This is a genomic window from Galbibacter sp. L-19 (genome assembly GCF_056857615.1).
Genome location: NZ_JBSXNL010000039.1, coordinates 81,886 through 106,926 on the forward strand (window position 1 = coordinate 81,886; position 25,041 = coordinate 106,926).

General features: G+C 34.1%; 19 protein-coding genes and 1 riboswitch. Of the genes, 15 read left to right on the forward strand and 4 right to left on the reverse strand.

Going from position 1 to position 25,041, the window contains the following annotated elements; genetic code table 11:
• Nucleotides 1-71 precede the first annotated feature (71 nt).
• From AC13CQ_RS04585 to AC13CQ_RS04595, 3 genes are all read right to left on the reverse strand, one after another.
• The gene (locus AC13CQ_RS04585) at nt 72-695 is read right to left on the reverse strand and encodes a bifunctional nuclease family protein (protein WP_008612295.1); all 624 of its coding nucleotides are present in this window, start codon (nt 693-695) and stop codon (nt 72-74) included.
• Between the two features lie 86 nt (nt 696-781).
• On the reverse strand, nt 782-1,750 hold the full coding sequence (locus AC13CQ_RS04590; protein WP_335587741.1) for an electron transfer flavoprotein subunit alpha/FixB family protein: 969 nt from the start codon (nt 1,748-1,750) through the stop codon (nt 782-784).
• A 140-nt stretch (nt 1,751-1,890) separates the two neighbouring features.
• On the reverse strand, nt 1,891-2,631 hold the full coding sequence (locus tag AC13CQ_RS04595) for an electron transfer flavoprotein subunit beta/FixA family protein (protein ID WP_335587740.1): 741 nt from the start codon (nt 2,629-2,631) through the stop codon (nt 1,891-1,893).
• A 177-nt stretch (nt 2,632-2,808) separates the two neighbouring features.
• On the opposite strand from AC13CQ_RS04595, the gene AC13CQ_RS04600 reads away from it, so the two are divergent.
• From AC13CQ_RS04600 to AC13CQ_RS04625, 6 genes are all read left to right on the forward strand, one after another.
• Entirely contained in the window at nt 2,809-3,786 is a 978-nt protein-coding gene (locus AC13CQ_RS04600) for a pyruvate dehydrogenase complex E1 component subunit beta (RefSeq protein WP_008612300.1), read from the forward strand.
• A 63-nt stretch (nt 3,787-3,849) separates the two neighbouring features.
• A complete protein-coding gene (locus tag AC13CQ_RS04605) occupies nt 3,850-6,342 on the forward strand; it encodes a DUF5686 family protein (protein ID WP_008612301.1) in 2,493 nt (830 codons plus the stop codon).
• A gap of 167 nt (nt 6,343-6,509) precedes the next feature.
• Nucleotides 6,510-8,036: a hypothetical protein gene (locus AC13CQ_RS04610; RefSeq protein WP_482882714.1), complete on the forward strand. Its 1,527-nt coding sequence runs from the start codon at nt 6,510-6,512 to the stop codon at nt 8,034-8,036.
• Nucleotides 8,036-8,500 (forward strand): hypothetical protein, encoded by a 465-nt coding sequence (locus AC13CQ_RS04615; protein ID WP_474507817.1) that lies wholly within the window; start codon nt 8,036-8,038, stop codon nt 8,498-8,500. The genes AC13CQ_RS04610 and AC13CQ_RS04615 overlap by 1 nt, the downstream gene beginning before the upstream one ends.
• A 326-nt stretch (nt 8,501-8,826) precedes the next feature.
• Nucleotides 8,827-9,354 carry an inorganic diphosphatase gene (locus AC13CQ_RS04620; protein ID WP_008612302.1) on the forward strand — a complete coding sequence of 176 codons (528 nt, stop codon included), beginning with the start codon at nt 8,827-8,829 and terminating at the stop codon, nt 9,352-9,354.
• 111 nt (nt 9,355-9,465) lie between these two features.
• Entirely contained in the window at nt 9,466-11,817 is a 2,352-nt protein-coding gene (locus tag AC13CQ_RS04625) for a sodium-translocating pyrophosphatase (RefSeq protein ID WP_335587738.1), read from the forward strand.
• A gap of 252 nt (nt 11,818-12,069) precedes the next feature.
• Here AC13CQ_RS04625 and AC13CQ_RS04630 read toward each other — a convergent pair whose 3' ends face one another.
• The gene (locus tag AC13CQ_RS04630; RefSeq protein WP_008612306.1) at nt 12,070-12,684 is read right to left on the reverse strand and encodes a deoxynucleoside kinase; all 615 of its coding nucleotides are present in this window, start codon (nt 12,682-12,684) and stop codon (nt 12,070-12,072) included.
• A 383-nt stretch (nt 12,685-13,067) separates the two neighbouring features.
• On the opposite strand from AC13CQ_RS04630, the gene metK reads away from it, so the two are divergent.
• The 9 genes from metK to AC13CQ_RS04675 all read left to right on the forward strand — a co-directional run.
• A complete protein-coding gene (gene metK / locus AC13CQ_RS04635) occupies nt 13,068-14,324 on the forward strand; it encodes a methionine adenosyltransferase (protein WP_008612308.1) in 1,257 nt (418 codons plus the stop codon).
• 230 nt (nt 14,325-14,554) lie between these two features.
• Nucleotides 14,555-14,670, forward strand: a riboswitch (SAM riboswitch).
• A gap of 85 nt (nt 14,671-14,755) precedes the next feature.
• A complete protein-coding gene (locus AC13CQ_RS04640; protein WP_474507348.1) occupies nt 14,756-16,036 on the forward strand; it encodes an O-acetylhomoserine aminocarboxypropyltransferase/cysteine synthase family protein in 1,281 nt (426 codons plus the stop codon).
• A 4-nt stretch (nt 16,037-16,040) separates the two neighbouring features.
• On the forward strand, nt 16,041-19,436 hold the full coding sequence (gene thrA, locus AC13CQ_RS04645; RefSeq protein WP_008612311.1) for a bifunctional aspartate kinase/homoserine dehydrogenase I: 3,396 nt from the start codon (nt 16,041-16,043) through the stop codon (nt 19,434-19,436).
• A gap of 255 nt (nt 19,437-19,691) precedes the next feature.
• Nucleotides 19,692-20,858: a trans-sulfuration enzyme family protein gene (locus AC13CQ_RS04650; protein WP_008612313.1), complete on the forward strand. Its 1,167-nt coding sequence runs from the start codon at nt 19,692-19,694 to the stop codon at nt 20,856-20,858.
• 202 nt (nt 20,859-21,060) lie between these two features.
• On the forward strand, nt 21,061-21,333 hold the full coding sequence (locus tag AC13CQ_RS04655) for a DUF2061 domain-containing protein (protein WP_008612314.1): 273 nt from the start codon (nt 21,061-21,063) through the stop codon (nt 21,331-21,333).
• Between the two features lie 56 nt (nt 21,334-21,389).
• Nucleotides 21,390-23,495 (forward strand): HEPN domain-containing protein, encoded by a 2,106-nt coding sequence (locus AC13CQ_RS04660; protein ID WP_008612315.1) that lies wholly within the window; start codon nt 21,390-21,392, stop codon nt 23,493-23,495.
• The gene (gene cobA / locus AC13CQ_RS04665) at nt 23,482-24,243 is read left to right on the forward strand and encodes a uroporphyrinogen-III C-methyltransferase (protein WP_008612316.1); all 762 of its coding nucleotides are present in this window, start codon (nt 23,482-23,484) and stop codon (nt 24,241-24,243) included. Before AC13CQ_RS04660 ends, cobA begins: the two co-directional genes overlap by 14 nt.
• Before the next feature lie 9 nt (nt 24,244-24,252).
• Nucleotides 24,253-24,837 (forward strand): precorrin-2 dehydrogenase/sirohydrochlorin ferrochelatase family protein, encoded by a 585-nt coding sequence (locus AC13CQ_RS04670; protein WP_008612317.1) that lies wholly within the window; start codon nt 24,253-24,255, stop codon nt 24,835-24,837.
• 63 nt (nt 24,838-24,900) lie between these two features.
• A partial coding sequence (locus tag AC13CQ_RS04675) for an NAD(P)-binding protein (protein ID WP_482882588.1) occupies nt 24,901-25,041 on the forward strand: 141 nt, incomplete at its 3' end.

The following is a 25,041-nucleotide window of genomic DNA, read 5'->3' on the forward strand; positions in this document are numbered from 1 at the left end:
TTATTTCCCTTATTAGGTGTTTAGCTTGGCGGGTTAATTCTGTTTTTTGTCTTAATTAGTTTTTTTAAAACTTAATTGTTTTCTCTTTTAGAAATTTCATCTCTAATTTTAGCAGCCTTCTCATAATCTTCATTAGCAACAGCACCGTCGAGCATGGTGTATAATTCTTGAAGAGAATATGTTTTATAGGATGTATCACTAGCTTTTGGAGCAGATTCTCCACTTAAAATTTCATCAACAATAATGCTTTCTTTTTCTTCCTCTCCTTCTTCTTTAGGCGAAAATTTGAGAAAAATTCCAGCTTTATCTAAAATGTTTTTATAGGTAAATATAGGTGCATTAAAACGTAATGCTAGGGCAATAGCATCGCTTGTTCTGGCATCTATTATTTCTTCAATTTTATCGCGTTCACAAATAATGCTCGAATAAAAAACACCATCCACCAATTTATGAATAATAACCTGTTTAACAACAATTTCAAAGCGATCTGCAAAGCTCTTAAATAAGTCGTGTGTTAAAGGTCTTGGTGGTTTTATTTCTTTTTCAAGCGCTATGGCAATTGATTGTGCTTCAAAGGCACCAATTACAATAGGGAGCTTTCTTTCTCCTTCCACTTCATTTAATATCAAAGCGTAAGCTCCATTTTGGGTCTGACTATATGAAATCCCCTTTATGTTTAATTTTACTAAACTCATACATCATTTAAAATAGCAAAGGCTGTCTAAACAATGGGCAAATCCCAAAATTTAGACAGCCCTTTAGGGGCACAATTTAACAAAAATTATGCGTTATTCGCTTTAAATTCTTTCAATTTTTCGATTAACTGAGGAACCACTTCGAAAGCATCCCCTACAACCCCGTAGTCTGCAGCCTTAAAGAAGGGAGCTTCTGGGTCATTATTAATAACCACTTTTACTTTTGAAGCATTAATCCCTGCCAAATGTTGTATAGCTCCAGATATTCCTACAGCAATATAAAGATTGGCAGCTACTGGTTTCCCTGTTTGTCCAACATGTTCTCCATGTGGACGCCATCCCATATCGGAAACTGGTTTTGAACAAGCAGTTGCAGCACCTAGAACATCGGCTAATTCTTCAATCATTCCCCAATTTTCAGGCCCTTTTAATCCACGACCAGCAGATACTACAATTTCAGCATCAGCAATAGTTACTTTTCCAGTTACTTTGTCTACAGAAGTTACTTCCGTAGAGAAATCTCCTTCATTTAATTCAGGAGTAAAATCTTCCGTAGTAGCTGCAGCATCACTTTCTTTTAAACCGAAAGCATTTTTAGATAATCCTACTAATTTTACATCTGTAGAAATTTCTGTAATATTGAATGCTTTATTGGTAAAAGCGGTGCGTTTTACTTTAAAAGGACTTTCACTTTCTGGTAATGCAACAACATTTGAGGCATATCCTGCATTGAGATTAATAGCTAAAATAGGTGCTAAAAATTTAGCATTTGCACTAGAACTTATTACAATTACCTTGCTATTTTCTTTAGCAGCAGCTTGTTTTAAAACATCAGCATATGCTTTTGCATTAAAATTATTTAATTTATCGTTTGTAACGGTTAAAACTTTTTCAACCCCGTATTTTCCTAATTCAGCGGTATCGGTTGCATTTACAGTTACAGCAGTAACGCTGGTTCCAAGCATATCGGCAACGCCTTTTGCGTAAGAAGCAACTTCTAGAGCTGTTTTTTTAAGTTTTCCGTTTTCCGTTTCAGTATAAACAAGAACAGACATATGTTTTTAGTTAAAAGTTAAAAAGTTAAAAAGTTAAAAAGTTGAAGGTTGAAAAAGTTGAAAGTTTAGTATTTCTCTATGTAGAAAGAAATTTAATTTCTATTCAACTACCTACTTTTATCTTTTTACTTTGTATTTTGTTATATTACTTTAGCTTCGTTATGTAAAAGACTTACTAGTTCGTCCAAATTGTCTGGAGCTACTAATTTTATAGCGCCTTTAGCAGCGGGTTTTTCAAAGGCTACAGCCTTTGTGCTTATGCTAGCGTCTACTGGCTCAACAACATTAAGGGCTTTTTTACGGGCCATCATAATACCTCTCATATTAGGTATTTTTAGGTCGCTTTCTTCCACAAGACCTTTTTGTCCTCCAATAACTAATGGGAATGTAGTTTTTAAGGTTTCTTTTCCACCGTCAATTTCTCGAATTGCTGTTGCATTTTCTCCTTCAACCTCTAAACTGATACAATTATTTACAAAATTAGCATCAATTAAGGTAGCTAGCATTCCAGGAACCATTCCTCCATTATAGTCGATAGATTCTCTTCCTGCAATTATTAAATCAAAATCTTTAGCAACATTGGCTAATTGTTTTGCAACAAAAAAACCATCGGTTGGGTTTGTATTTATTCTTATGGCTTCATCTGCACCAATAGCTAATGCTTTTCTCAGTGTAGGTTCGGTCTCTGTTCCTCCAACATTCACTACTGTTACGGTAGCTCCTTGTTTTTCTTTGAACCACATGGCACGTGTTAATCCAAACTCGTCATTCGGATTTATAACAAATTGCACACCATTTGTATCAAACTTTGAATCTCCGTCAGTAAAATTTATTTTTGACGTAGTGTCTGGTACGTGGCTTATACACACTAATATCTTCATATTTTAGGTAATTTTTTGTGATTTTACTATATGTGTTACGAAGATACTGATAATTTACAAAATATGCTATGCATGCATAATATTTTTTTATTAAAATCTTATGGAGATAGTTCTCATAGAATTACTATTTTTGCTATGCTTAAATAAAATAGACTTTAATAATATCAAATAAAATAGATGAAAACAATTCAGTTTAGAGAAGCGGTATGCGAGGCAATGAGCGAGGAGATGCGTAGAGATGAATCGATTTACCTTATGGGGGAAGAGGTTGCAGAATACAATGGTGCATACAAGGCTTCTAAAGGGATGTTAGACGAATTTGGTCCTGAGCGCGTATTGGACACACCAATTTCTGAACTTGGTTTTGCTGGAATCGGTGTTGGTTCTGCAATGAATGGAAATAGACCAATTATTGAGTTTATGACCTTTAACTTTGCTTTGGTAGGGATTGACCAGATTATTAATAACGCAGCAAAAATCCGCCAGATGTCGGGTGGGCAATTAAATTGTCCAATCGTTTTTCGTGGTCCTACAGCTTCTGCTGGTCAGTTAGGAGCAACACACTCTCAGGCTTTTGAAAGTTGGTTTGCTAACTGTCCTGGTTTAAAAGTAGTAGTTCCATCAAATCCAAACGATGCAAAAGGGTTATTAAAGGCAGCTATTAGAGATGATGATCCAGTTATTTTTATGGAATCTGAACAGATGTATGGAGATAAAGGAGAAGTTCCAGAAGGAGATTATACTATTCCATTAGGAGTTGCAGATATAAAAAGAGAAGGAAGTGATGTTACCATTGTTTCTTTTGGGAAAATTATTAAAGAAGCATACAAAGCTGCAGACGAATTAGAAAAAGATGGCATTAGTTGTGAAATTATCGACCTTAGAACTGTAAGACCGATGGATCATGAAACTATTTTGAAATCTGTTAAGAAAACAAATCGTTTGGTTATTCTTGAAGAGGCTTGGCCTTTCGGAAATATCGCTACAGAGATAACGTATCAAGTTCAATCACAAGCATTTGATTATTTAGATGCACCAATTATTAAAATTAATACAGCAGATACACCTGCTCCTTATTCTCCTGTTCTTTTAGAAGAATGGTTGCCAAATGCAGGGGATGTTGTGAAGGCTGTAAAAAAAGTTTTATACAAATAAGCGAAATTTTTCGTTAATATAACTTCACTGACTATCTTTAGCCAGTGAAGTTTTTTTATTTATATGAAGTACATACTATCCCTATTTATAATATTTTTTTCAATTACAGTAGCTGCTCAAACTAAAGTGAGCGGTATTGTTGTAGACAGTGAAGGGATAGAAATTCCTTACGCAAATGTAATGTTCCCAAATTCTTCTGAAGGGACTATTACTAATGAAGAAGGACGTTTTTATTTAGAATCCGACTCTACCTATGATATTTTGTCGGTTACTTTAATTGGGTACGCCTCAGAGGAAATAAAATTAGAAAAGAAAGTAAACTACGATTTAAAAGTAGTATTAAATGAAGGGGAGGAGCTAGATGAAGTAGTGCTTTATGTAGGAAAGCAGCCTAAAAAGGGGAATCCAGCCATCGAAATTCTTAAAAAAGTATGGGCAAAAAAACGTCAAAACGGAATTTATCTTTTCGATCAATATAAATATGATAAATACGAAAAAATAGAATTCGACTTTAATACTATCGACAGTGCTTTTATGAGCAAAAATATTTTCAAAGGGATGGAATTTATTTTTGATCAAGTAGATACTTCAAATGTTACCGGGAAAACATACCTCCCAATCTTTATAAATGAGGCCGTTTCGGAAGTTTATGGAGATAATAAAATGAACGAAAAGGTTGAAAGATTAGTCGGAAATAAAAATTCTGGATTCAATACAAATCAAAGCGTAATATCTTTTGTAAAAGACCTTTATGCAGATTATAATATTTACAATAACTATATAAAACTTTTTAATAAAAGTTTTGTGAGTCCGCTTTCAAAAACGGGAGTAGATGTGTATAATTATGTGCTAACCGATAGTTCTTATGTAGATAATAAATGGTGCTATAACATTGTTTATTATCCTCGAAGAAAAAATGAAATGACCTTTAAAGGGAATTTTTGGGTAAACGATACCACATTTGCAGTAAAAGATATAAATATGCAAGTCTCAAAAAGCGCCAATGTAAACTGGGTGAAGGAGCTTTATATTGAACAAGAGTTTGAGGTGTTAAGCGACTCTGTTTTTCTGCTGAAAAGAGATTATTTATTGAGCGATTTTAGTTTGCGTAAAAAGGAAGAGTCTCGTGGACTATACGGAAAAAGAACTACTGTTTACAATAATTATGAGTTTGATAAAGAGAAACCTAAAAGTTTTTATAATAAACGGGTAGATCCATATAATGAATTAATTTATAATCGAGATAGTACTTTTTGGGATCAAAATCGTTTAGAAAGTTTAAATGATGACGAAAAGGGAGTTTACAAAATGTTAGACACCTTAAAAACAGTTCCAAAATTTAAACGTTTATACGATTTAACAACCATTTTAGTTTCTGGATATGTAGAAATACCAAAACTTAATCTGGATTTCGGACCTATATATTCCAGTTTTGGGTATAACGAAGCAGAAGGAATACGCCTGAGGGCAGGAGGAAGAACGTACTTCGGACCAAACGACCCATGGCGATTGCAAGGGTATACAGCCTACGGTTTTAAAGATAAAAAGTTTAAATACGGGTTTTCAGGAAAGTGGCTTTTAGATAGAAAAAACCGACTCATAATCTCTGGTGGGACTAGAAGAGATGTAGAGCAACTCGGAACAAGTTTAACATCTTCTTCCGATGTTTTAGGAAGAAGTTTTGCTTCTTCAGCAATTTTTACCGCAGGAAGTAATAATACGTTAACCGATTTAAATCTTACTACTTTCGGAATAGAATATGAGCCTGTAAAAAATTTAGTTTTAAAAACAGAAACCAATTTTAGAACCTTGCGTTCTGCTTTACCAGAAGATTTTAATTTAGATTATGTAGATCCAGACGCTCCAGGAGGAATCTCTAGTGAGACCAAGCAGTATGATGTTAATGTTTCTCTTGATTTTACCCCAGGAAGAAAAACTACAGGCTATGGAGTAGAGAGAAGTAATGTAAACAGTAATTTTGCACGTTTATATTTGGTATATACAGCAGGCCTAAAAGGCTTTTTAGAGAGTGATTTTAATTACGAGAAACTTCAGTTTTATTACCGTCAACCATTTCAATTAGGCGGTATAGGTCGTACTATAACCACAGTAGAAGCTGGGAAAACTTTTGGGGAAGTTCCGTTGAGTTTATTAAGCCCAATTCCTGGTAACCAAACGTATTTTTCTATATTTAATACCTTTCCTAACCTTAATTTCTACGAATTTGTAACCGATACGTATGTGTCTGGGCAGATAGAACATAATTTTAATGGTCGTTTATTTTCAAAAATTCCATTTCTTAAAAAATTAGATCTACGAGAAATTGTTGGTTTAAGAGCTGTTTGGGGAGAGATTTCTGATGCAAATATTGCTTTAAGCGCACCCGCAGGTGCAATTCTTCGTGCCCCAACAGATGAGGTGTATTACGAATACTCTTTTGGAATAGCCAATATCTTTAAAATTATCCGCATCGATTTTAACTTCCGAGGGAATTACTTAGATATTCCAGATGCCCGTCCTTTCTCAATTACTGGGAATTTGGAGTTTGTGTTTTAATCCACGTAGTGGTTTTTTGGTGTTTAAAACTGCTTTTTGTCGATTATATTTCCTTTTTATCTTGTTGTTATCGAATATATGTTTTATATTTGAGAAAATATCAACGTTTAGCTAAAATCTTGAACCATGAGAAAACTACCCTCTATCCCCCCCCCCCCTTAAAAATTTTGCTTAAATCACTATTTTTTTTACTTTTATTAGTTATCTTTTTTGGATGCGAAAAGGAAGAAATCATTATAGATAACAGTAGTGTTGATTCAGGAAGTGATTTTAATATCACTGAGGTAAGCTATGAAGAGTTTAAAACAGACTCAATATATCATGAATTAGCAGTAGATATAGAAAGTAAGTTTAATAAAAAGGAGCATCTGATTAGTAAGAATGATAGTTTGCTATATGATTATAACATACTTACAGATAAAGTCATAAAAGTTTCTGAGGCTAATAATTATGTATCATACACATTTGAAATATTGAACCCTAATCAACCAAAATATACATTTGATAATTATATTATTAGGAGAAAAGGTGGTGAACTTATAGAAGAATACATTGTTAGATATGAATATGATTTATTAAATTATATAAAAGGTGATGAAAACGCATATACAGCTAGGGCTGTTTTCGATTTGAATTACAATCCTATATTTGATAAAGATAACAAGAATTTATCTTCTAAAATAATATATAGTAATGGGTGTATGATGAATATAGATATGTATCATTACACCCCAGAACGTAGATGGTTTTTATATACGGATGGATCGACCTGCCATTTTCCAGGAAGATGCGAAGTTACACTTGTTATAGACGTAAATTGCCCAATTACTTCTTCTGGCGGAGGAGGTGCTGGAGGTGGCTCTGATCCTGGAGACCCATCTTTTCCTGGTAATCCTCAGGGGGGAGGAGATCCGGTTAATCAATCTGGAGTCATAGACACTCCGCTTGGCCCTGCTACAGCTTTAGAAGTAGAGAGCAGTTTAGCATTTAAAATTTATTATTTATTAGATAGAGGTTTAAATTATTATAGATACTCTTGGTTAAATAGTCATCCTGTTGAGAGTGTACAGTTATTAAGATATCTAACTGAAAATACTAATCCAACAACATTAAAGGCTACTAGCCAAGCCAGAGAGTTTGCATTGGAAGCTATGGATGCAATGATAAATGAAGAATATGTTGTTTCCTTTTCTCCTTTAATTAAATATCCTAAAGGAAGTAATTACCAAAACATATACCCGAAATTAACTGAGTATTTAAAAAATCAATTACCAAAAGTAGGTGATAATCCTAAAATTGTAAATGCAATTAAAAATATAACAGGTTTGTCAGCTGAACAAATAAAAGAGGATTTGAAATGGAATCATGGGCCGACACTAAATATTGTTCAGCTTAATAATTTTGCACTCAATACAAGTCATAAAACAACAGGAGCATTTAGTGTAAATACCCCAGATGATATTTACTTAGATATAGATTATGTAAGAGCTTTAGAGCAGAATATAAATGACCAAGGCATAGAAGATGCCTGGCTATTTTATATTGGTACTACAATATTACATGAATATGTTCATTATGGAGATAATATGGATGGTATAGACTATCCTGGTGAAGAAGGTATTCTCTTTGAACTTGCAGTATACGGCCAAGATGTACACTCAACCAATGCCATGTTAATCTTAAATAAAAAGTAATGAGTTTAATCAAGATATTTTTTATTAATGTTTGCATATTACTATCTTCTTGTAATTTTAATAAAAGGAATAAAATAGATAGTAATGTTGAAAAAGTAAAAATTATTTGTTTTTCAAATATAGAAAAACAAGAACTCCTTTTTTCTATTTTAAAAAATTCTGAAGTAAACCAATATTTACATCTTGAATTAAATGATCGGCGACCTATTTACCTCAATAGAAATAAATTTAATAATAGTTTGAATGGATTAAAATATAATGATGTAGATATCAAACTTGTTGATTCACTATCTAGTATTTCTCACAAAATATATATTCTTTTTAATGATATTAATTGTCAAGAGAAAAAGGCTTCTTTTGTATTTAGAAGTCCAATCGAAGGAGTTTTAATTGAGGGAGAGATATATTATAACTACAAAGAAGAAAAATGGAATATAAATAACATTTCAAATATTGAGTTATAGCTAGATTTTAATACTAAAAATAGTTTAGAAAAGTTTATAGGAAGGTAGTTTTGTATGAGTAAAAGTTGTGTATCAAAAAGACTAACTTAATTTTAAGTAAGTTGAATTTATGAAACTAGTATGCGCTTACATTAGTTATAAATAAAGAGAAACCCACTCAAAACGAGCTAAATTGGATTTTAACCCTAAAAATAATGTTCACAGAACTATACATTTCTTTTGTTGCTTTTAATATTGGTTTTCATTACTTTTGCACTCCATTTTAAAGAATATATAACGAGTTTTGAGTTCATTATCTGAATTCAAAATTTATAATTTAAAAATAGATGAGTTCAGATCAAATAAAGACTTTCGATGTTTTAATCGAAATTCCTAAGGGAAGTAGAAACAAATACGAGTACGATTTTAAATTGAAAAAAATACGTTACGATCGTATGATTTTCTCTTCAATGATGTATCCTGCTGATTATGGTTTTATTCCTGAAACACTAGCGTTAGATGGAGATCCTTTAGATGTTTTAGTCTTGGTTACAGAGCCAACCTTCCCTGGTTGTGTTATGGAGGTAAAACCAATTGGAGTTTTCCATATGGAAGATGAAAAAGGACCAGATGAGAAAGTAATTTGTGTGCCAGTTTCAGATCCAATTTGGAATCGTGTAAATGATTTAAGCGAATTGAATCCACATTTAATAAAAGAAATCGAACACTTCTTTCAAGTATATAAAGACTTAGAGAAAAAGAAAGTTTCTATCGGAGGATGGGGAGCTTTAGAAGACGCAAAAGATATCGTTGCTAAATGTATCAACCGTTTTCAAGATAGCGACGTTCCTAGAGAAGAAGTTAGTATCGACTAAAAATAATCTTATTTTAAGATATTAAAAGCAACAACTGCAAAGTTGTTGCTTTTTTTATTCTATTGATTTCCTTACATTTATAAGAACATAATTACTAACTAACTTATAAATATGGAATCCAATATTATTTATGTACCTATCCTTATGGCCATTCTTGGCCTTATTTTTATGGGGATAAAAGCTGTTTGGGTGAAGCGCCAACCTGCAGGAAATGAAAAAATGAAATCTATCTCTAAAAGTATCCAAGAAGGTGCGCTTGCCTTTTTAAATGCTGAATATAGACTGCTATTAATTTTTGTTATTATCGCCTCAGTCGCTTTATTCGGAATTTCTTTAGTGGTAGACACTACAAGTTGGATGATTGTTCCTGCTTTTGTAATTGGAGCTATTTTTTCTGCCTTAGCAGGAAATATAGGGATGAGAATTGCTACAGAAGCAAATACTAGAACAACAGAAGCTGCAAAAACTAGCTTGCCGCAAGCATTACAGGTTTCTTTTGGCGGGGGTACCGTAATGGGACTAGGAGTGGCAGGATTAGCAGTTTTAGGACTCAGTTTGTTCTTTTTAATCTTTACGGGTCAGTTTTTAGATGGAGCAGGGTCTTTTTATGAAAATATGACGGTTGTTTTAGAAGCGCTTGCAGGCTTTTCTTTAGGAGCAGAATCGATTGCGTTATTTGCTCGTGTTGGAGGAGGTATTTATACCAAAGCAGCAGATGTAGGAGCAGATTTAGTGGGGAAAGTAGAAGCGGGAATTCCAGAAGATGATCCTAGAAATCCAGCAACTATAGCAGATAACGTAGGAGATAATGTAGGAGATGTAGCAGGAATGGGAGCCGATTTATTTGGGTCTTATGTAGCTACAGTTTTAGCGGCTATGGTTTTAGGAAATTATGTTATTCGAGACATGAGTATTAGTGCTCCTTTTACGGATGATTTTAATAATATGGGACCAATTCTTTTGCCGTTAGTAATTGCAGGAATTGGAATTTTAGCTTCTATAATAGGTACTTTCTTAGTAAAAATAGTTAATAATGATGCTAGAGAACCGCAAGTTCAAAAAGCGCTTGATACTGGTAATTGGACAGCTATTTTTTTGATGTTGCTAGCAAGCTATTTTTTAATAGATTTTATGCTTCCTGAGACAATGGATATGAAATTCTTTGGAAACGATTATACCGTGGCTATCCCATCTATAAATGTTTTTTGGTCGGCTTGTATTGGATTGGCAGTTGGGGCACTTATTTCTTATGTAACCTCTTATTATACAAGTCTAGGAAAAAAACCAGTACTAGATATAGTTCAAAATAGTTCTACAGGGGCGGGGACAAATATTATAGCAGGACTCGCTGTAGGGATGATGTCTACGTTTTGGTCGGTGTTATTATTTGCAGCAGCTATTTATGGGTCTTATGAATTTGCAGGATTTTATGGAGTTGCAATTGCGGCTTCGGCAATGATGGCAACTACGGCAATGCAATTAGCAATAGATGCCTTTGGGCCAATTGCCGATAATGCTGGTGGGATTGCAGAAATGAGTGAATTAGAGCCAGAAGTACGAGAGCGTACCGATATATTAGATTCTGTAGGAAATACAACGGCTGCCGTTGGGAAGGGGTTTGCTATTGCTTCGGCAGCTTTAACTGCCTTGGCATTATTTGCAGCTTATGTTACTTTTACTGGAATTGACGGAATTAATATTTTTAAAGCAGATGTTTTAGCTGCCTTATTTGTTGGGGGAATGATTCCTGTTGTTTTTTCCGCTTTAGCAATGAAGTCTGTAGGGAAAGCAGCTATGGAAATGGTGCAAGAAGTAAGGAGGCAGTTTAGAGAAATTCCAGGTATTTTAGAAGGAACGGGAAGACCAGATTATAGCAAATGTGTTGAAATTTCTACTAAGGCTGCTCTAAAAGAAATGTTATTACCTGGGTTATTAACCATTATAACTCCTATTGTAATAGGGTTGGTATTTGGTGCAGAACCTTTAGGTGGATATATGGCTGGAGTTTGTGTGTCTGGTGTAATGTGGGCAATTTTTCAAAATAATGCAGGTGGTGCTTGGGACAATGCAAAAAAATCTTTTGAGGCTGGGGTAGAAATAAATGGAGAGATGACGTACAAAGGATCAGATGCTCATAAAGCGGCTGTTACTGGAGATACAGTTGGAGATCCATTTAAAGATACTTCTGGACCTTCCATGAATATTTTAATTAAACTTACTTGTTTAGTAGGATTGGTAATTGCGCCTATTTTAGGCGGGCACTCTTCGGAAGTTATAATGACGTCTAAAGAGGTTATCCAAAAGGAGATTCGTGTAAATGTTGGGAGTGCGGATTTAGAACCAGCAAAAGCGGTAATAACTACCACTAAAACAGTAAATGGTAAAATTGTTACTGAAGAAAAAATTATTGAAGGAACTCCAGAAGAAATAGAACAACAAGTGAGGGATTTAAAAGAAAAGTAATTTGAATACCTCGTGGACTTGCTTCGAGGTAGTTGAAAACTATATTTTTTAATTGTAATCTATTGTAAATCAAAAAAATATAATTAAATTTACACTGAACTGTTGCTCGTAGTTTGAGTAGGATGCGAGTAACTTGGGGTAGTTTTGAGAAGCTAAAAATATTATAATTAATATTTTTAGCTTCTTTATTTTTACTCACTCACTACTCCCAAGGGAGAATTAGATGCTAAAGTTTCTGCTGAGAAAAAGTCTTTAAAAGAGTCCGTTGATCTCAGCGTCAATTTTATTGATAATTTCTCCTAAATCTTCTGGATTGTCTACAAAGTTATACTTGTCAACATCTATAATTAGTAGTTTTCCTTTGTCGTATTGATGAATAAATGCTTCGTAGCGTTCATTTAATCTACTTAGATAGTCAATAGAAATAGAGTTTTCATATTCTCTTCCTCTTTTATGAATTTGATTTACCAAGTTAGGAATAGAACTTCTTAAATAAATTAATAAATCTGGAGATTGTACTAGGCTTTCCATTAATTGAAAAAGAGAAGAGTAATTTTTAAAATCCCTATTAGTCATCAAGCCCATGGAATGTAAATTGGGAGCAAAAATATAGGCATCTTCATATATTGTTCTGTCTTGAATAATTTTTTTTCCGCTTTCGCGAATTTCTAGAATTTGTCTAAAACGACTATTTAAGAAATAGATTTGCAAGTTAAAACTCCAACGCTCCATTTGTGTGTAGAAATCGTCTAAATACGGGTTGTCTACCACATCTTCAAAATGAGCTTCCCATTTGAAATGTTTAGAGAGTAATCTTGTTAATGTAGTTTTTCCTGCGCCTATATTACCTGCAATTGCAACGTGCATGGGGTCTATTTTTTTATATTGATAAATAACTTTGGTAAAGATACAAGAATAAGCCGCTTTGATAAAAAATAATTTTCTTTACAATGAGAAAAATAAATTATTTAAAGAGACGCAAACGATTGCTGCTAGCCCCGATTGCGCTAACTACCATGTAGTAGCAAAAGCGGGTAACAGCGAAAGGGAATAAGAAATTAAAAAAGGGCTCCAAATAAAAAAGTGTTAAACATTTTTCAGTTTCAATCTTATTCTTACATTTGTACCCAGAATTTTGAGGAAAGATTTGACTGATTGCCACCTCGTAAAAAAAGAGCTAAAGCAGTGATGAACTCCTTTAGACGCACCTGTCAAAATTCTTTCCCATTTAGAAGTTTAGAAATTACATTATGGCATATTTATTTACATCGGAGTCTGTTAGTGAAGGACATCCAGATAAAATTGCAGATCAAATAAGCGATGCGCTTTTAGACAACTTTTTGGCTTTTGATCCAGAGAGTAAAGTTGCTTGCGAAACTTTAGTAACTACTGGGCAAGTAGTGCTTGCCGGAGAGGTAAAAAGCGCTACGTATTTAGACGTACAGTCTATTGCACGTGAGGTTATTAATAAAATTGGATACACTAAAGGAGCGTATCAATTTAGTGGAGATTCTTGTGGAGTTATTTCGTTAATTCATGAGCAGTCTCAAGACATTAACCAAGGGGTAGACAGGGCATCGAAAGAGGAGCAGGGTGCTGGAGACCAAGGGATGATGTTTGGGTATGCTACCAATGAAACCGAAAACTATATGCCTTTGGCGTTAGATATTTCTCACAAATTATTAATGGGACTTGCAGATTTGCGTCGGGAAGAAAAGGAGATTACCTATTTACGTCCAGATGCAAAAGCACAGGTTACTATTGAGTATTCAGATGATAATGTGCCGCAAAGAATAGATACCATTGTACTTTCTACGCAGCACGATCAATTTGATGCTGACGATGAGAAGATGCTAACTCAAATTAAGAAAGATATTTTAGAAATCTTAATTCCAAGAGTAGTTAAGCAGTTGCCAAAATATGTTCAGGAGTTGTTTAATGATACTATTAAATATCATATCAATCCAACCGGAAAATTTGTAATTGGTGGTCCTCATGGAGATAGCGGACTTACAGGAAGAAAAATTATTGTAGATACTTACGGTGGTAAAGGAGCTCATGGAGGCGGTGCTTTTAGTGGAAAAGATCCAAGTAAAGTAGACCGTAGTGCAGCATATGCTTCTCGCCATATTGCTAAAAACTTGGTGGCAGCAGGAGTTGCAGATGAGGTTTTAGTACAGGTAAGTTATGCTATTGGCGTGGTAGAGCCGACTTCTATTTTTGTAAATACGTATGGTACTTCTAAAGTAGGATTGAGTGATGGGGAGATAGCCAAAAAAGTAGCTCAGTTGTTCGATATGCGTCCGTTTGCAATTGAAGAGCGTTTAAAATTGCGCAATCCAATATACTTAGAGTCTGCTGCATATGGGCATATGGGAAAACAACCTCGTACAGTTACAAAGGTTTTTGAATCTCCATACAACGGTAGAATTGAAAGGGAAGTTGAGCTTTTTACATGGGAAAAGTTGGACTTTATAGATAAAGTAAAAGAGAGCTTTTCGTTATAAATAGATTTTTTAGTGATGATTTGGAAAAATGAATATATTTTCTGAATCTTTGAATCCTTCATAGAGGGTTTAATTTCAAGACGTTCTGCGTCGAAACGAGTAAAATTGTTTCATTTGATTGCTTTGTGGATTTGCTCCCGAAGTAGAAGATATAAAGCTTCATTAATATTATGAGGCGAGATTAAAGTTAATCCCACAATGTGGGGAAGTAGTTCAAATACATTTTGTAGATGTTATCAAGAAAGGCGGAAGGAATAGACCTGAAGATGCCTTAGCAACCCTTTGTCTCGAGGAAACTCAGATTGAGAAGGTGCTACATTCTACCACGTAAGTGGATAGATAACAAGAATTTAATTCTTACGCGTTTACGCTTTTCTTGTTAACACCTTAACAGTACTATTTTAAGTGGTACAAATTAAATTTTAAAAGAAATGAGTAAACAAAAATTTTCAACGGATGCACTTCATGCTGGGCATGATGTAAAAGCAAATGGTGGTACAAGAGCTGTGCCGATATACCAAACGTCTTCTTATGTTTTTAATAACACAGACCATGCTGCAAATTTATTCAACTTATCAGAGGCTGGATATATTTACACGAGGTTAAACAACCCAACAAACGATGTGTTGGAGCAACGTTTGGCTGCTTTAGATGGTGGGATTGCCTCTGTGGTAACAGCCTCAGGAACGGCGGCTATTTCTACTGCTTTGTTGGTGTTGTTAAAGGCGGGAGACCATATTGTAGCTTCTAGTAGCTTGTATGGAGGAACGTATAATTTATTGAGCAACACACTTCCTAGGTTAGGTATTACAACCACATTTGTAGACCCAGATGATGCGGCAAATTTTACAAATGCCGTACAAGAGAATACACGAGCTTTTTTTATAGAATCTTTGGGGAATCCAAAATTGGACGTGTTAGATATTAAATCGATTTCTACGGAAGCAAAAAAAGTAGCACTGCCATTAATAGTAGATAATACAGTGGCTACTTCTTATTTGGTAAAACCTATTGAGCATGGAGCAAATATTGTTATTCATTCGCTAACTAAATATATCTGCGGTAATGGAACTTCACTTGGTGGAGTTATTGTAGATGCGGGTACTTTTAATTGGGGGAATGGTAAATTTCCAGAATTTACAGAGCCTTCTCCAAGTTATCATGGGTTAATTTATCATGATGTATTAAAAGAGGCTGCTTTTATAGCAAAAGTAAGAATAGAAGGTTTGAGGGATTTTGGAGGCGCGTTGAGTCCGTTAAATGCATTTCAAATTTTACAAGGATTAGAAACACTTCCTTTAAGAATAAAGAAACATAGCGAAAATGCATTGGAATTAGCGCAATGGTTAGAAAAACAAGCAGCAGTAACTTGGGTAAATTATCCTGGGCTTGAAAATAATAAATATAAAAAATTAGCAGAAGTGTATCTTCCAGAAGGACAAAGCGGACTCGTAACTTTTGGAGTTAAGGGAGGTTTTGAATCGGCTAAAAAAGTAGCAGATAACACAAAAATATTTTCCCTACTTGCTAATATTGGCGATACAAAATCGCTAATTATTCATCCTTCAAGTACAACGCATCAGCAGTTAAATGAAGAGGAGCAGTTAGCGGCTGGAGTAACTACAGATTTAATTAGACTTTCAGTAGGATTAGAAGATATAGAAGACTTAAAGTCGGATTTAAAAGAAGCATTTAAACAGATAAAAGCATAAAACGTTGAAAAACGAATTGTTACATATTACACTCAATCAGTACACAACGCTTAGCGGAGTTACGCAAGATTTAAATTTATCATACCAATTGTTTGGTAAGCCATTACATACAGCGCCTATTGTAATGGTGAATCATGCACTTACAGGGAATTCTGATGTTAGCGGAGAGAACGGTTGGTGGAAAGATTTAATAGGAGACGGAAAAGCTATTGATACAAATAATTATACGGTATTATCATTTAATATTCCAGGGAATGGTTATGATGGTTTTGTGATCGATAATTATAAAGATTTTGTGGCTAGAGATGTGGCAAACATCTTTTTGTTAGGTCTTGAAGTCTTAAAAATAGATGAATTATATGCCTTGATTGGAGGTTCTTTAGGTGGCGGAATTGCATGGGAAATGGTGGCGTTAAAACCTGCTATTACCGAACATTTTATTCCTGTGGCAACCGATTGGAAGTCGACAGATTGGCTTATTGCAAATTGCCAAATTCAGGAGCAATTTTTGGTGAATTCTAAAAATCCTGTCCACGATGCTCGAATGCACGCTATGTTGTGTTACCGAACGCCAGAATCTTTTAAATCGCGTTTCCAACGAAGCACTAATGAAGAATTGCAAGTGTTTAATGTGGAAAGTTGGTTGTTGCATCATGGAAATAAACTTCAAGAGCGATTTCAGCTTTCGGCTTATAAATTAATGAATCAGTTACTAAAAACTATTGATGTTACCCGAGGAAGACCAGAGCATTTTAGTGTATTAGAAGCTATAGATGCTAATGTACATATTGTAGGGGTGAGCTCAGATTTGTTTTTTACTGCTGAAGAGAATAGAGAAACGTATAAGCAATTGGCGCAATCTAGCGACCGTGTGCGCTATGGAGAAGTAGTTTCGGTACACGGGCACGATGCATTTTTGATAGAATATGAACAATTAGAAAAAATAATAGGGGGCATTTTTGAATCTGCTCTTAAAGATAATAAGATGAAAGTATTAAAGTTTGGAGGGAAATCCTTGGCCAATGGTAAAGGAATCAATAATGTAGTTGAAATAATTGAAAACAAGGTAAAAGAAGGAGAGAAAATCACCGTAGTAGTTTCTGCTAGGAATAACGCAACCAATGAGTTGGAGAGTATTTTGGAAACGGCGGCAGATGGGCAGGATTACGAGCATTTATTTGATGCCTTTAAGAAATATCAAACAGAAGATTATAAAAATGCCAATTTATCTGCTGAGTTTGATAGATTAGAAAAACTGTTCTCGGGAGTGAGTTTGCTTGGAGATTATAGTGTAAAAATTAAAGATGAGGTTTTAGCACAAGGCGAAATTATTTCTGCTAAATTAATCACCAATATTTTAAAAGAAAAAGGAGTCAATGCCAATTTTACAGACTCTCGGGAGCTTATAAAAACAGATGAGAAATTTGGTGACGCACAACCCTTAGAAAAAATTTCAAAAGAAAATGTTTTAAAGCATTTTGCAAAACATAATGGAACAACCGTTAATATTGTTACTGGATTTATTGGCTCTAATAAAAATAACGAAACCACTACTTTAGGAAGAAATGGAAGTAATTATACTGCTTCTTTACTGGCTAATTTTTTAGATGCTGGAGAATTGCAAAGTTTTACGCATGTAGATGGTATTTTTACTGCCAATCCAGACTTGGTGCCAAGTGCACAACGCATCGAAGAATTGTCGTTTAATGAGGCTAATGAGCTAGCAAATTTTGGTGCTACTATTTTACATGCAAAAACAATTATTCCGCTAATAGAGAAAAATATTCCACTTCGAATTTTAAATACTTTTAATCACGATAATAAAGGAACGCTTATTACTGCTAATCCTAAAAAGGAAGGAATAAAATCACTTTCAGTTTTAGAAAACGTAGCCTTAGTAAATTTAGAAGGACGCGGACTATTAGGAAAAGCAGGAGTAGATGCTAGAATTTTTAATGCTCTAGGGAAAAAAGACATCAGTGTAAGTATTATTTCACAAGGGTCTTCCGAGCGTGGAATTGGTTTGGTAGTAAATGCAAAAGATGCTACCGAAGCTATGATTTCTTTGGAAAAAGAATTTGAAAATGATTTTTACTCTAAAGACGTTAATAAAATTTCTGTGGTAGATGATGTTTCTGTAATTTCTATCATAGGTCAAGATTTGAGTACGTTCCATAAGCCTTATAATGCGTTGATTAAAAACCAGGTAATTCCTATCCTTTTTAATAATACGGTAACAGGGAAAAATGTGAGTTTAGTAGTTAAAAAATCTGAACTTCATAAAGCATTAAATGTTATTCATGGAGAGATTTTTGAAATCTGTAAGAAAATAAACATCGCTATTTTCGGACATGGATTGGTAGGAGGAACTTTAATCGATCAAATTCTTACTTCAGCAGCTAATATAGAAGAGCGTAAACATTTAAAACTGAATATTTTTGCAGTTTCTAATTCAAGAAAATTAGTACTTTCAAAAGAAGGCATTAATTCAGATTGGAAAAAAGAAATAGAGAATAGTAACCAACCTGCAACTATTAAAGATGTAATTGCATTTACGAAAGCAAATCATCTAGAAAATTTAATTGCTATAGATAATACGGCAAGTAAAGATTTTGTTGCAAATTATACCACTTTGGTGGAAAATGGCTTTGATTTAGTGTCGTCTAACAAAATTGCAAATACCCTCGATTTTAAATTTTATAAAGAGTTGAGAAGTTTACTTGATAAAAATCAGAAGCAATATTTATATGAAACTAATGTTGGAGCTGGACTTCCTTTAATTGATACAATTCGTATTTTACATTTATCAGGAGAAAATATCACTAGAATTAGAGGTGTATTTTCTGGAACTTTAAGTTATTTATTCAATCAATTTTCTTCAGAAGAAAAAACTTTTAATGAGATTCTAAAAGATACTATTGATAAAGGATTTACAGAGCCAGACCCAAGAGAAGACCTTAACGGAAACGATGTTGGTAGGAAGTTATTAATTTTAGCTCGTGAATTGGATTTGAAAAATGAATTTGAAGATGTAAATATTCAGAATTTAGTGCCCGATGGATTAAGAGATAAAGAAGTGCCAGAATTTTTACAGAGTTTAGAGGCGTTTAACGCTCCATACCAAGAAATTAAAGATAATCAAGAAGAAGGAAATGTACTTCGTTATGTTGGAGATTTACATGGAGATTTGCAGCAAGATAAAGGAATTTTAGATGTTAAGTTGGTGTCTGTCCCAGCAGACAGTGTTTTAGGACAAGTAAAAGGGGCTGATTCTATTTTTGAAATTTATACAGAATCTTACGGAGACCGGCCAATTGTAATTCAAGGAGCAGGAGCAGGAGCAGCAGTTACCGCTAGAGGTGTTTTTGGAGATATTCTTAAATTAGCCGAAAGAGGGTAGGTTAGATGGAGAGTTAAAAAGTTGAAAGTAAAGAATTGAAGAATTGAAGAATTGAAAGATTGAAAGATTGAAAGATTGAATTATTGCAATAAGTTAAGTTATACAATTAACGACTAACAACTTTCAACTAATAACAATTAACAATTAACAATTAACGAATAACTATTAACAATTAACAAACAAACAAACAAACAACAAAACACAGGGAAGAGTTGAACTTTAAAACCATCAACTTTTCAACTTTAAACATATATTATGAGTAAAAAGCATTTTGAAACGGAGGCAATCCGAACACAGATAGAACGAACCGAATTTTTAGAGCATTCAGCACCTTTGTACTTATCTTCTAGTTTTGTATTTGAAGATGCTGAAGATATGAGAGCGTCTTTTGCAGAAGAAAAAGACCGCAATTTATACAGTCGTTTTACAAATCCGAATACTACAGAATTTGTAGATAAAATCTGTAAAATGGAAGGAGCAGAAGCAGGTTATGCATTTGCTACAGGGATGTCGGCTGTGTTTTCAACCTTTGCAGCATTATTAAATAGTGGAGATCATGTGGTTTCTGCACGTTCTGTATTTGGTTCTACGCATGCTTTATTTACTAAGTTTCTTCCTAAGTGGAATATAGAAACTTCTTATTTTAAGGTGGATGAAGTTGCTTCAATTGAAAAATTGATTCAGCCAAATACAAAAATTCTTTTTGCAGAAACACCTACAAATCCTGCTGTAGATGTACTGGACTTAGAATTTTTAGGAGAAATAGCAAAAAAGCATAATTTAATATTGATAATAGATAACTGTTTTGCAACTCCCTATTTACAAAAGCCAATTGATTTTGGAGCGCATATTGTGGTGCATTCTGCTACCAAATTAATAGATGGACAAGGGCGTGTTTTAGGAGGAGTTGCCGTAGGACCAAAAGATTTAATAAGAGAAATTTATCTATTTTCAAGAAATACGGGGCCAGCCTTATCTCCTTTTAATGCTTGGGTGCTTTCAAAAAGTTTGGAAACTTTAGCAGTTCGTGTGGATCGCCATTGTGAAAATGCTTTAAAAGTAGCAGAATTTTTAGAGTCGCATTCCAATGTTAATTTTGTAAAATACCCTTTTTTAAAGTCGCATCCCCAATACGAAGTGGCAAAAAAACAAATGAAACAAGGAGGAAGCATTGTAGCTTTTGAGATTAAAGGCGGTGTAGAAGCAGGAAGAGAATTCTTAAACGCTATAAAAATGTGTTCGCTATCTGCTAACTTGGGAGATACTAGAACCATTGTAACACATCCTGCGTCTACCACACACAGTAAATTATCTGAAGAAGACAGATTGGAAGTTGGAATTTCGGATGGATTGGTTCGTGTATCTGTAGGATTAGAAAATGTAGAAGATATTATTGAAGATTTGAAACAGGCTTTGAGATAAATACAAACTCAAGTCCTTAATAAATAAATAATTACTAAAGGTTACAATTTAATGTAGCCTTTTTTTTGTGCCTTTTTTTAAGGATTTGATATTCTTTAGTTAAAAATACCCAAAAACGTTGGGATTTCTCGAATTATGTATTACTTTCGCTTTTAAATTCTATTAACCTATCGATTAACTAGAGTAATAAGAAAGATTGACGATGATTTTAGATAAAGTATTACAAGGAAATAGCTTTAAAGGGCGTTCGGAGATTACAGATAAAGATAAAGTTTCGAGTGATAAACTAAGTAGAAGTATAGCAAAATCGATAAGCTGGAGGGTTGTTGGAACATTAGATACTATATTAATATCTTGGTTTGTTACCGGAACTATAGAATTAGCATTATCAATTGGGTTTATAGAGTTAGTAACTAAAATGACACTGTATTTTTTTCATGAGCGCCTTTGGGAGCGAATTAAATGGGGAAAATAAAAGACCACGAACAAACTCACTTTGTGAGGAATTATGAATAACGGAAAATAGAAAACATGCAAAGTTTTAGAACAGAGATAGAAAATCCCGTTGTCGAAAGAGACATTATAGAATTAGAAAAGAAAATTCGACTTTTTAGAGAAGGGAAAGTAGATGAAGAACGCTTTAGAAGCTTACGATTGGCTCGTGGAGTCTATGGTCAGCGTCAAGAGGGAGTGCAAATGGTTCGAATAAAGTTGCCTTATGGAAAGGTTACTGGGAATCAATTGTTACGTATTTGTGATGTTTCGGATGAATATTCTAGAGGAAGATTACATATTACCACCCGTCAGGATATTCAAATTCATTATGTAAGTTTAGATAGAACTCCAGAATTATGGGCAGAGCTTGAACAAAGCGATGTAACAATTAGAGAAGCTTGTGGAAATACGGTACGTAATATTACTGCAAGTCCGGAAGCGGGAGTCGATCCAAACGAACCTTTTGATGTTACTCCTTATGCGCATGCAGCTTTTCAGTTTTTCTTGAGAAACCCTATTTGTCAAGAAATGGGACGTAAATTTAAGATGTCGTTTTCTTCTACAGATAAGGATTCGGCTTTATCTTATATTCACGATTTAGGTTTTATTGCAAAAGTAAAAGACGGTCAAAAAGGTTTTAAAGTAATGTTGGGAGGTGGGTTAGGCTCACAGCCTCGTCATGCAGATTTAATGTATGAGTTTATACCAACAGACCAAATTATTCCTTTAATAGAAAGTGTATTAAGAATTTTTGATCGCCATGGAGAGCGTGCAAAACGTTTAAAAGCGAGAATGAAATTCTTACTTAAAGATGTAGGATTAGATGGATTTTTACAATTAATAGAAGAAGAAAAGTTAGCACTTTCTTATCATTCATACCCTATAAGTGAAGAAGGTTTTGAATTTGATCGTTCTGTAGTAGATTCAATTTCGGTTCCAAAAGTAGATTTAAAAGATGTTGATGGATATGAGAAATGGAGAAACTCTAATGTATATCAGCAAAAACAAGAAGGCTTATTTTCAATCGGAATAAAAGTTCGTTTAGGCGATTTTTATACAGATAAAGCTAGAAAACTAGCAAGTTTAATTCAACGTTATGCGGCAGATGAGTTACGTTTAACTTTACGTCAAGATATTTTAATCCGTCATGTAAAAGCAGATTTATTACCGCTGTTTTATTTAGAGTTAAAAGAACTTGGATTTACAGATTTAGGGTATAATTCTACTGCAGATATTACTGCTTGCCCAGGTACAGATACGTGTAATTTAGGGATAGCGAGCAGCACAGGAATTGCAGAAGTGTTGGAGAAAGTTTTAGAAGAAGAGTATCCTCAGTATAGAGATAACAGAGAAGTTGCTATTAAAATTAGTGGCTGTATGAATGCTTGTGGACAACACAATATGGCGCATATTGGTTTTCAAGGGATGTCAATTCGTACAAAAGAAAAATTAGTAGCTCCTGCGCTTCAAATATTATTAGGTGGTGGTGTTGTAGGAAATGGAGAAGGTAGATTTGCAGATAAAGTTATTAAAATTCCTTCAAAAAGAGGACCTCAGGCACTGCGTTTAATTTTAGATGATTATCAGCAACATAAAGAAAATGGAGAAGATTTTTTGGCGTATTACGACAGAAAAGAGCAAATGTATTTCTATGATTTTTTAAAACCTTTATCAGATACAGATAATTTAAATGAAGATGATTTTGTAGATTGGGGGCATGATAAAGCGTATGTTCAGGAAGTAGGAGTTGGAGAATGTGCTGGAGTAGTTATAGATTTGGTTGCTACACTTTTATTTGAAAGTGAAGAAAAAATAGAAAAAGCGCAGTTTTCTTTAGAAGAGAAAAAATGGGCAGATAGTATTTACCAATCGTATACCTCATTAATAAATACTGCAAAAGCATTATTAATAGGAGAAAATAAAAAGACCAATACCCAAGCGGGGATAATAAATCAGTTTGACGAAGTGTTTGTCGCACCCGGAAAGATTTCACTAAACACCACTTTCCATGATCTCGTTTATCAAATTAAAATTAATAAACCATCTGAAACATTTGCAAAATCGTTTTTAGAAGACGCGCAAGCTTTTTACAAAAAAGCAGATGCTTTCAGAAGATTAGAATTAGCTAATGCAGACAAATAACCAACCAAAACTGACTTTAATAGGGGCAGGTCCGGGAGATCCGGATTTGCTTACTATTAAGGGTATGAAAACTTTACAAGCTGCCAATGTTGTTTTATACGACGCATTGGTGAATCCACAATTATTGGATCATGCGCCAAATGCGGAGCATATTTTTGTGGGAAAAAGAAAAGGATGCTATGCATACCAACAAGAACAAATAAACGAACTTATTGTAAGTAGCGCTAAAGCTCATGGACATGTAGTGCGTTTAAAAGGAGGCGATCCTTTTGTTTTTGGAAGAGGATCTGAAGAAATGGAGTATGCAATTGCTCATGGAATTGAAACTGATTTTGTGCCTGGAATTTCTTCTGCTTTGGCAGTACCAGCATATCAAAATATTCCGTTGACAAAAAGAGGAAGTTCAGAAAGTTTTTGGGTAATTACGGGCACCACCAAAGCTCATAAACTATCAAATGATGTTGTTTTAGCTTCAAAATCATCTGCAACTGTGGTGATTTTAATGGGAATGAGTAAGCTTTCAGAAATAACAACTTTATTTAAAAATGAAAGTAAACACGAAGTGCCTGTTGCTATTATTCAGAGTGGAACAACACCAGAAGAAAAAATAGGAATCGGAACAATAGCTACTATAGAAACTGTGGTTGAGCAACAAAAACTTACCAATCCAGCAATTATTGTAATTGGGGAGGTGGTAAACCATAGAGAAAAGATATTGGAAATTAGTAGCCAAGTTGCTACAGTATAATTGAAGAGGATGGAAACGGGAGAACGGAATGAATTATATCCAGTTTTTTTAAAAGTAAATAACCTTAATATACTAATTGTTGGAGGAGGAAATGTTGCTTTAGAGAAGCTTACTTTTTTACTAAAGTCAAGTCCAAATGCAAAAGTGCAAATGGTGGCGCCACACTTTAGAGAAGAAACTATTAGTAAGGCAAAGGCTCATAATGTAGAAATGATTACAGATGTGTATGCTGAAAATTATTTAACAGCTAAGCATATTGTTATAGCTACAACAGATAAAGAAGAAGTAAACGTTAAGGTTTATAAAGATTGTAAGGAACAAAATATTTTGGTAAATGTAGCCGATAATCCGCCATATTGCGATTTCTATATGGGGGGGATTGTAACCAAAGGAAATGTGAAAATAGCCATTTCTACTAATGGGAAATCTCCTACTACAGCCAAAAGATTACGTCAGTTTTTTGAAGAAGTGATTCCAGAGAATATCGATGATCTTGTTCAGAACTTAAATGAATATAGAAAAACCATCAAGGGGAATTTTGAGGAAAAAGTTGAGAAACTAAACGAATTTACCAAGAGTTTAGTGGAAAAATAGAAAAAGAAAAAGTTAGAAATGTTATTGTAAATCCCATAACGTAAATGGGGAAAGTTAAAAGTCATGATTAAAACAGATATACTAATAATAGGAGCAGGGCCAACGGGATTATTCACTGTTTTTGAAGCGGGATTATTAAAATTGAAGTGCCATTTAATTGATGCCTTACCACAACCAGGAGGGCAATGTTCTGAGATTTATCCA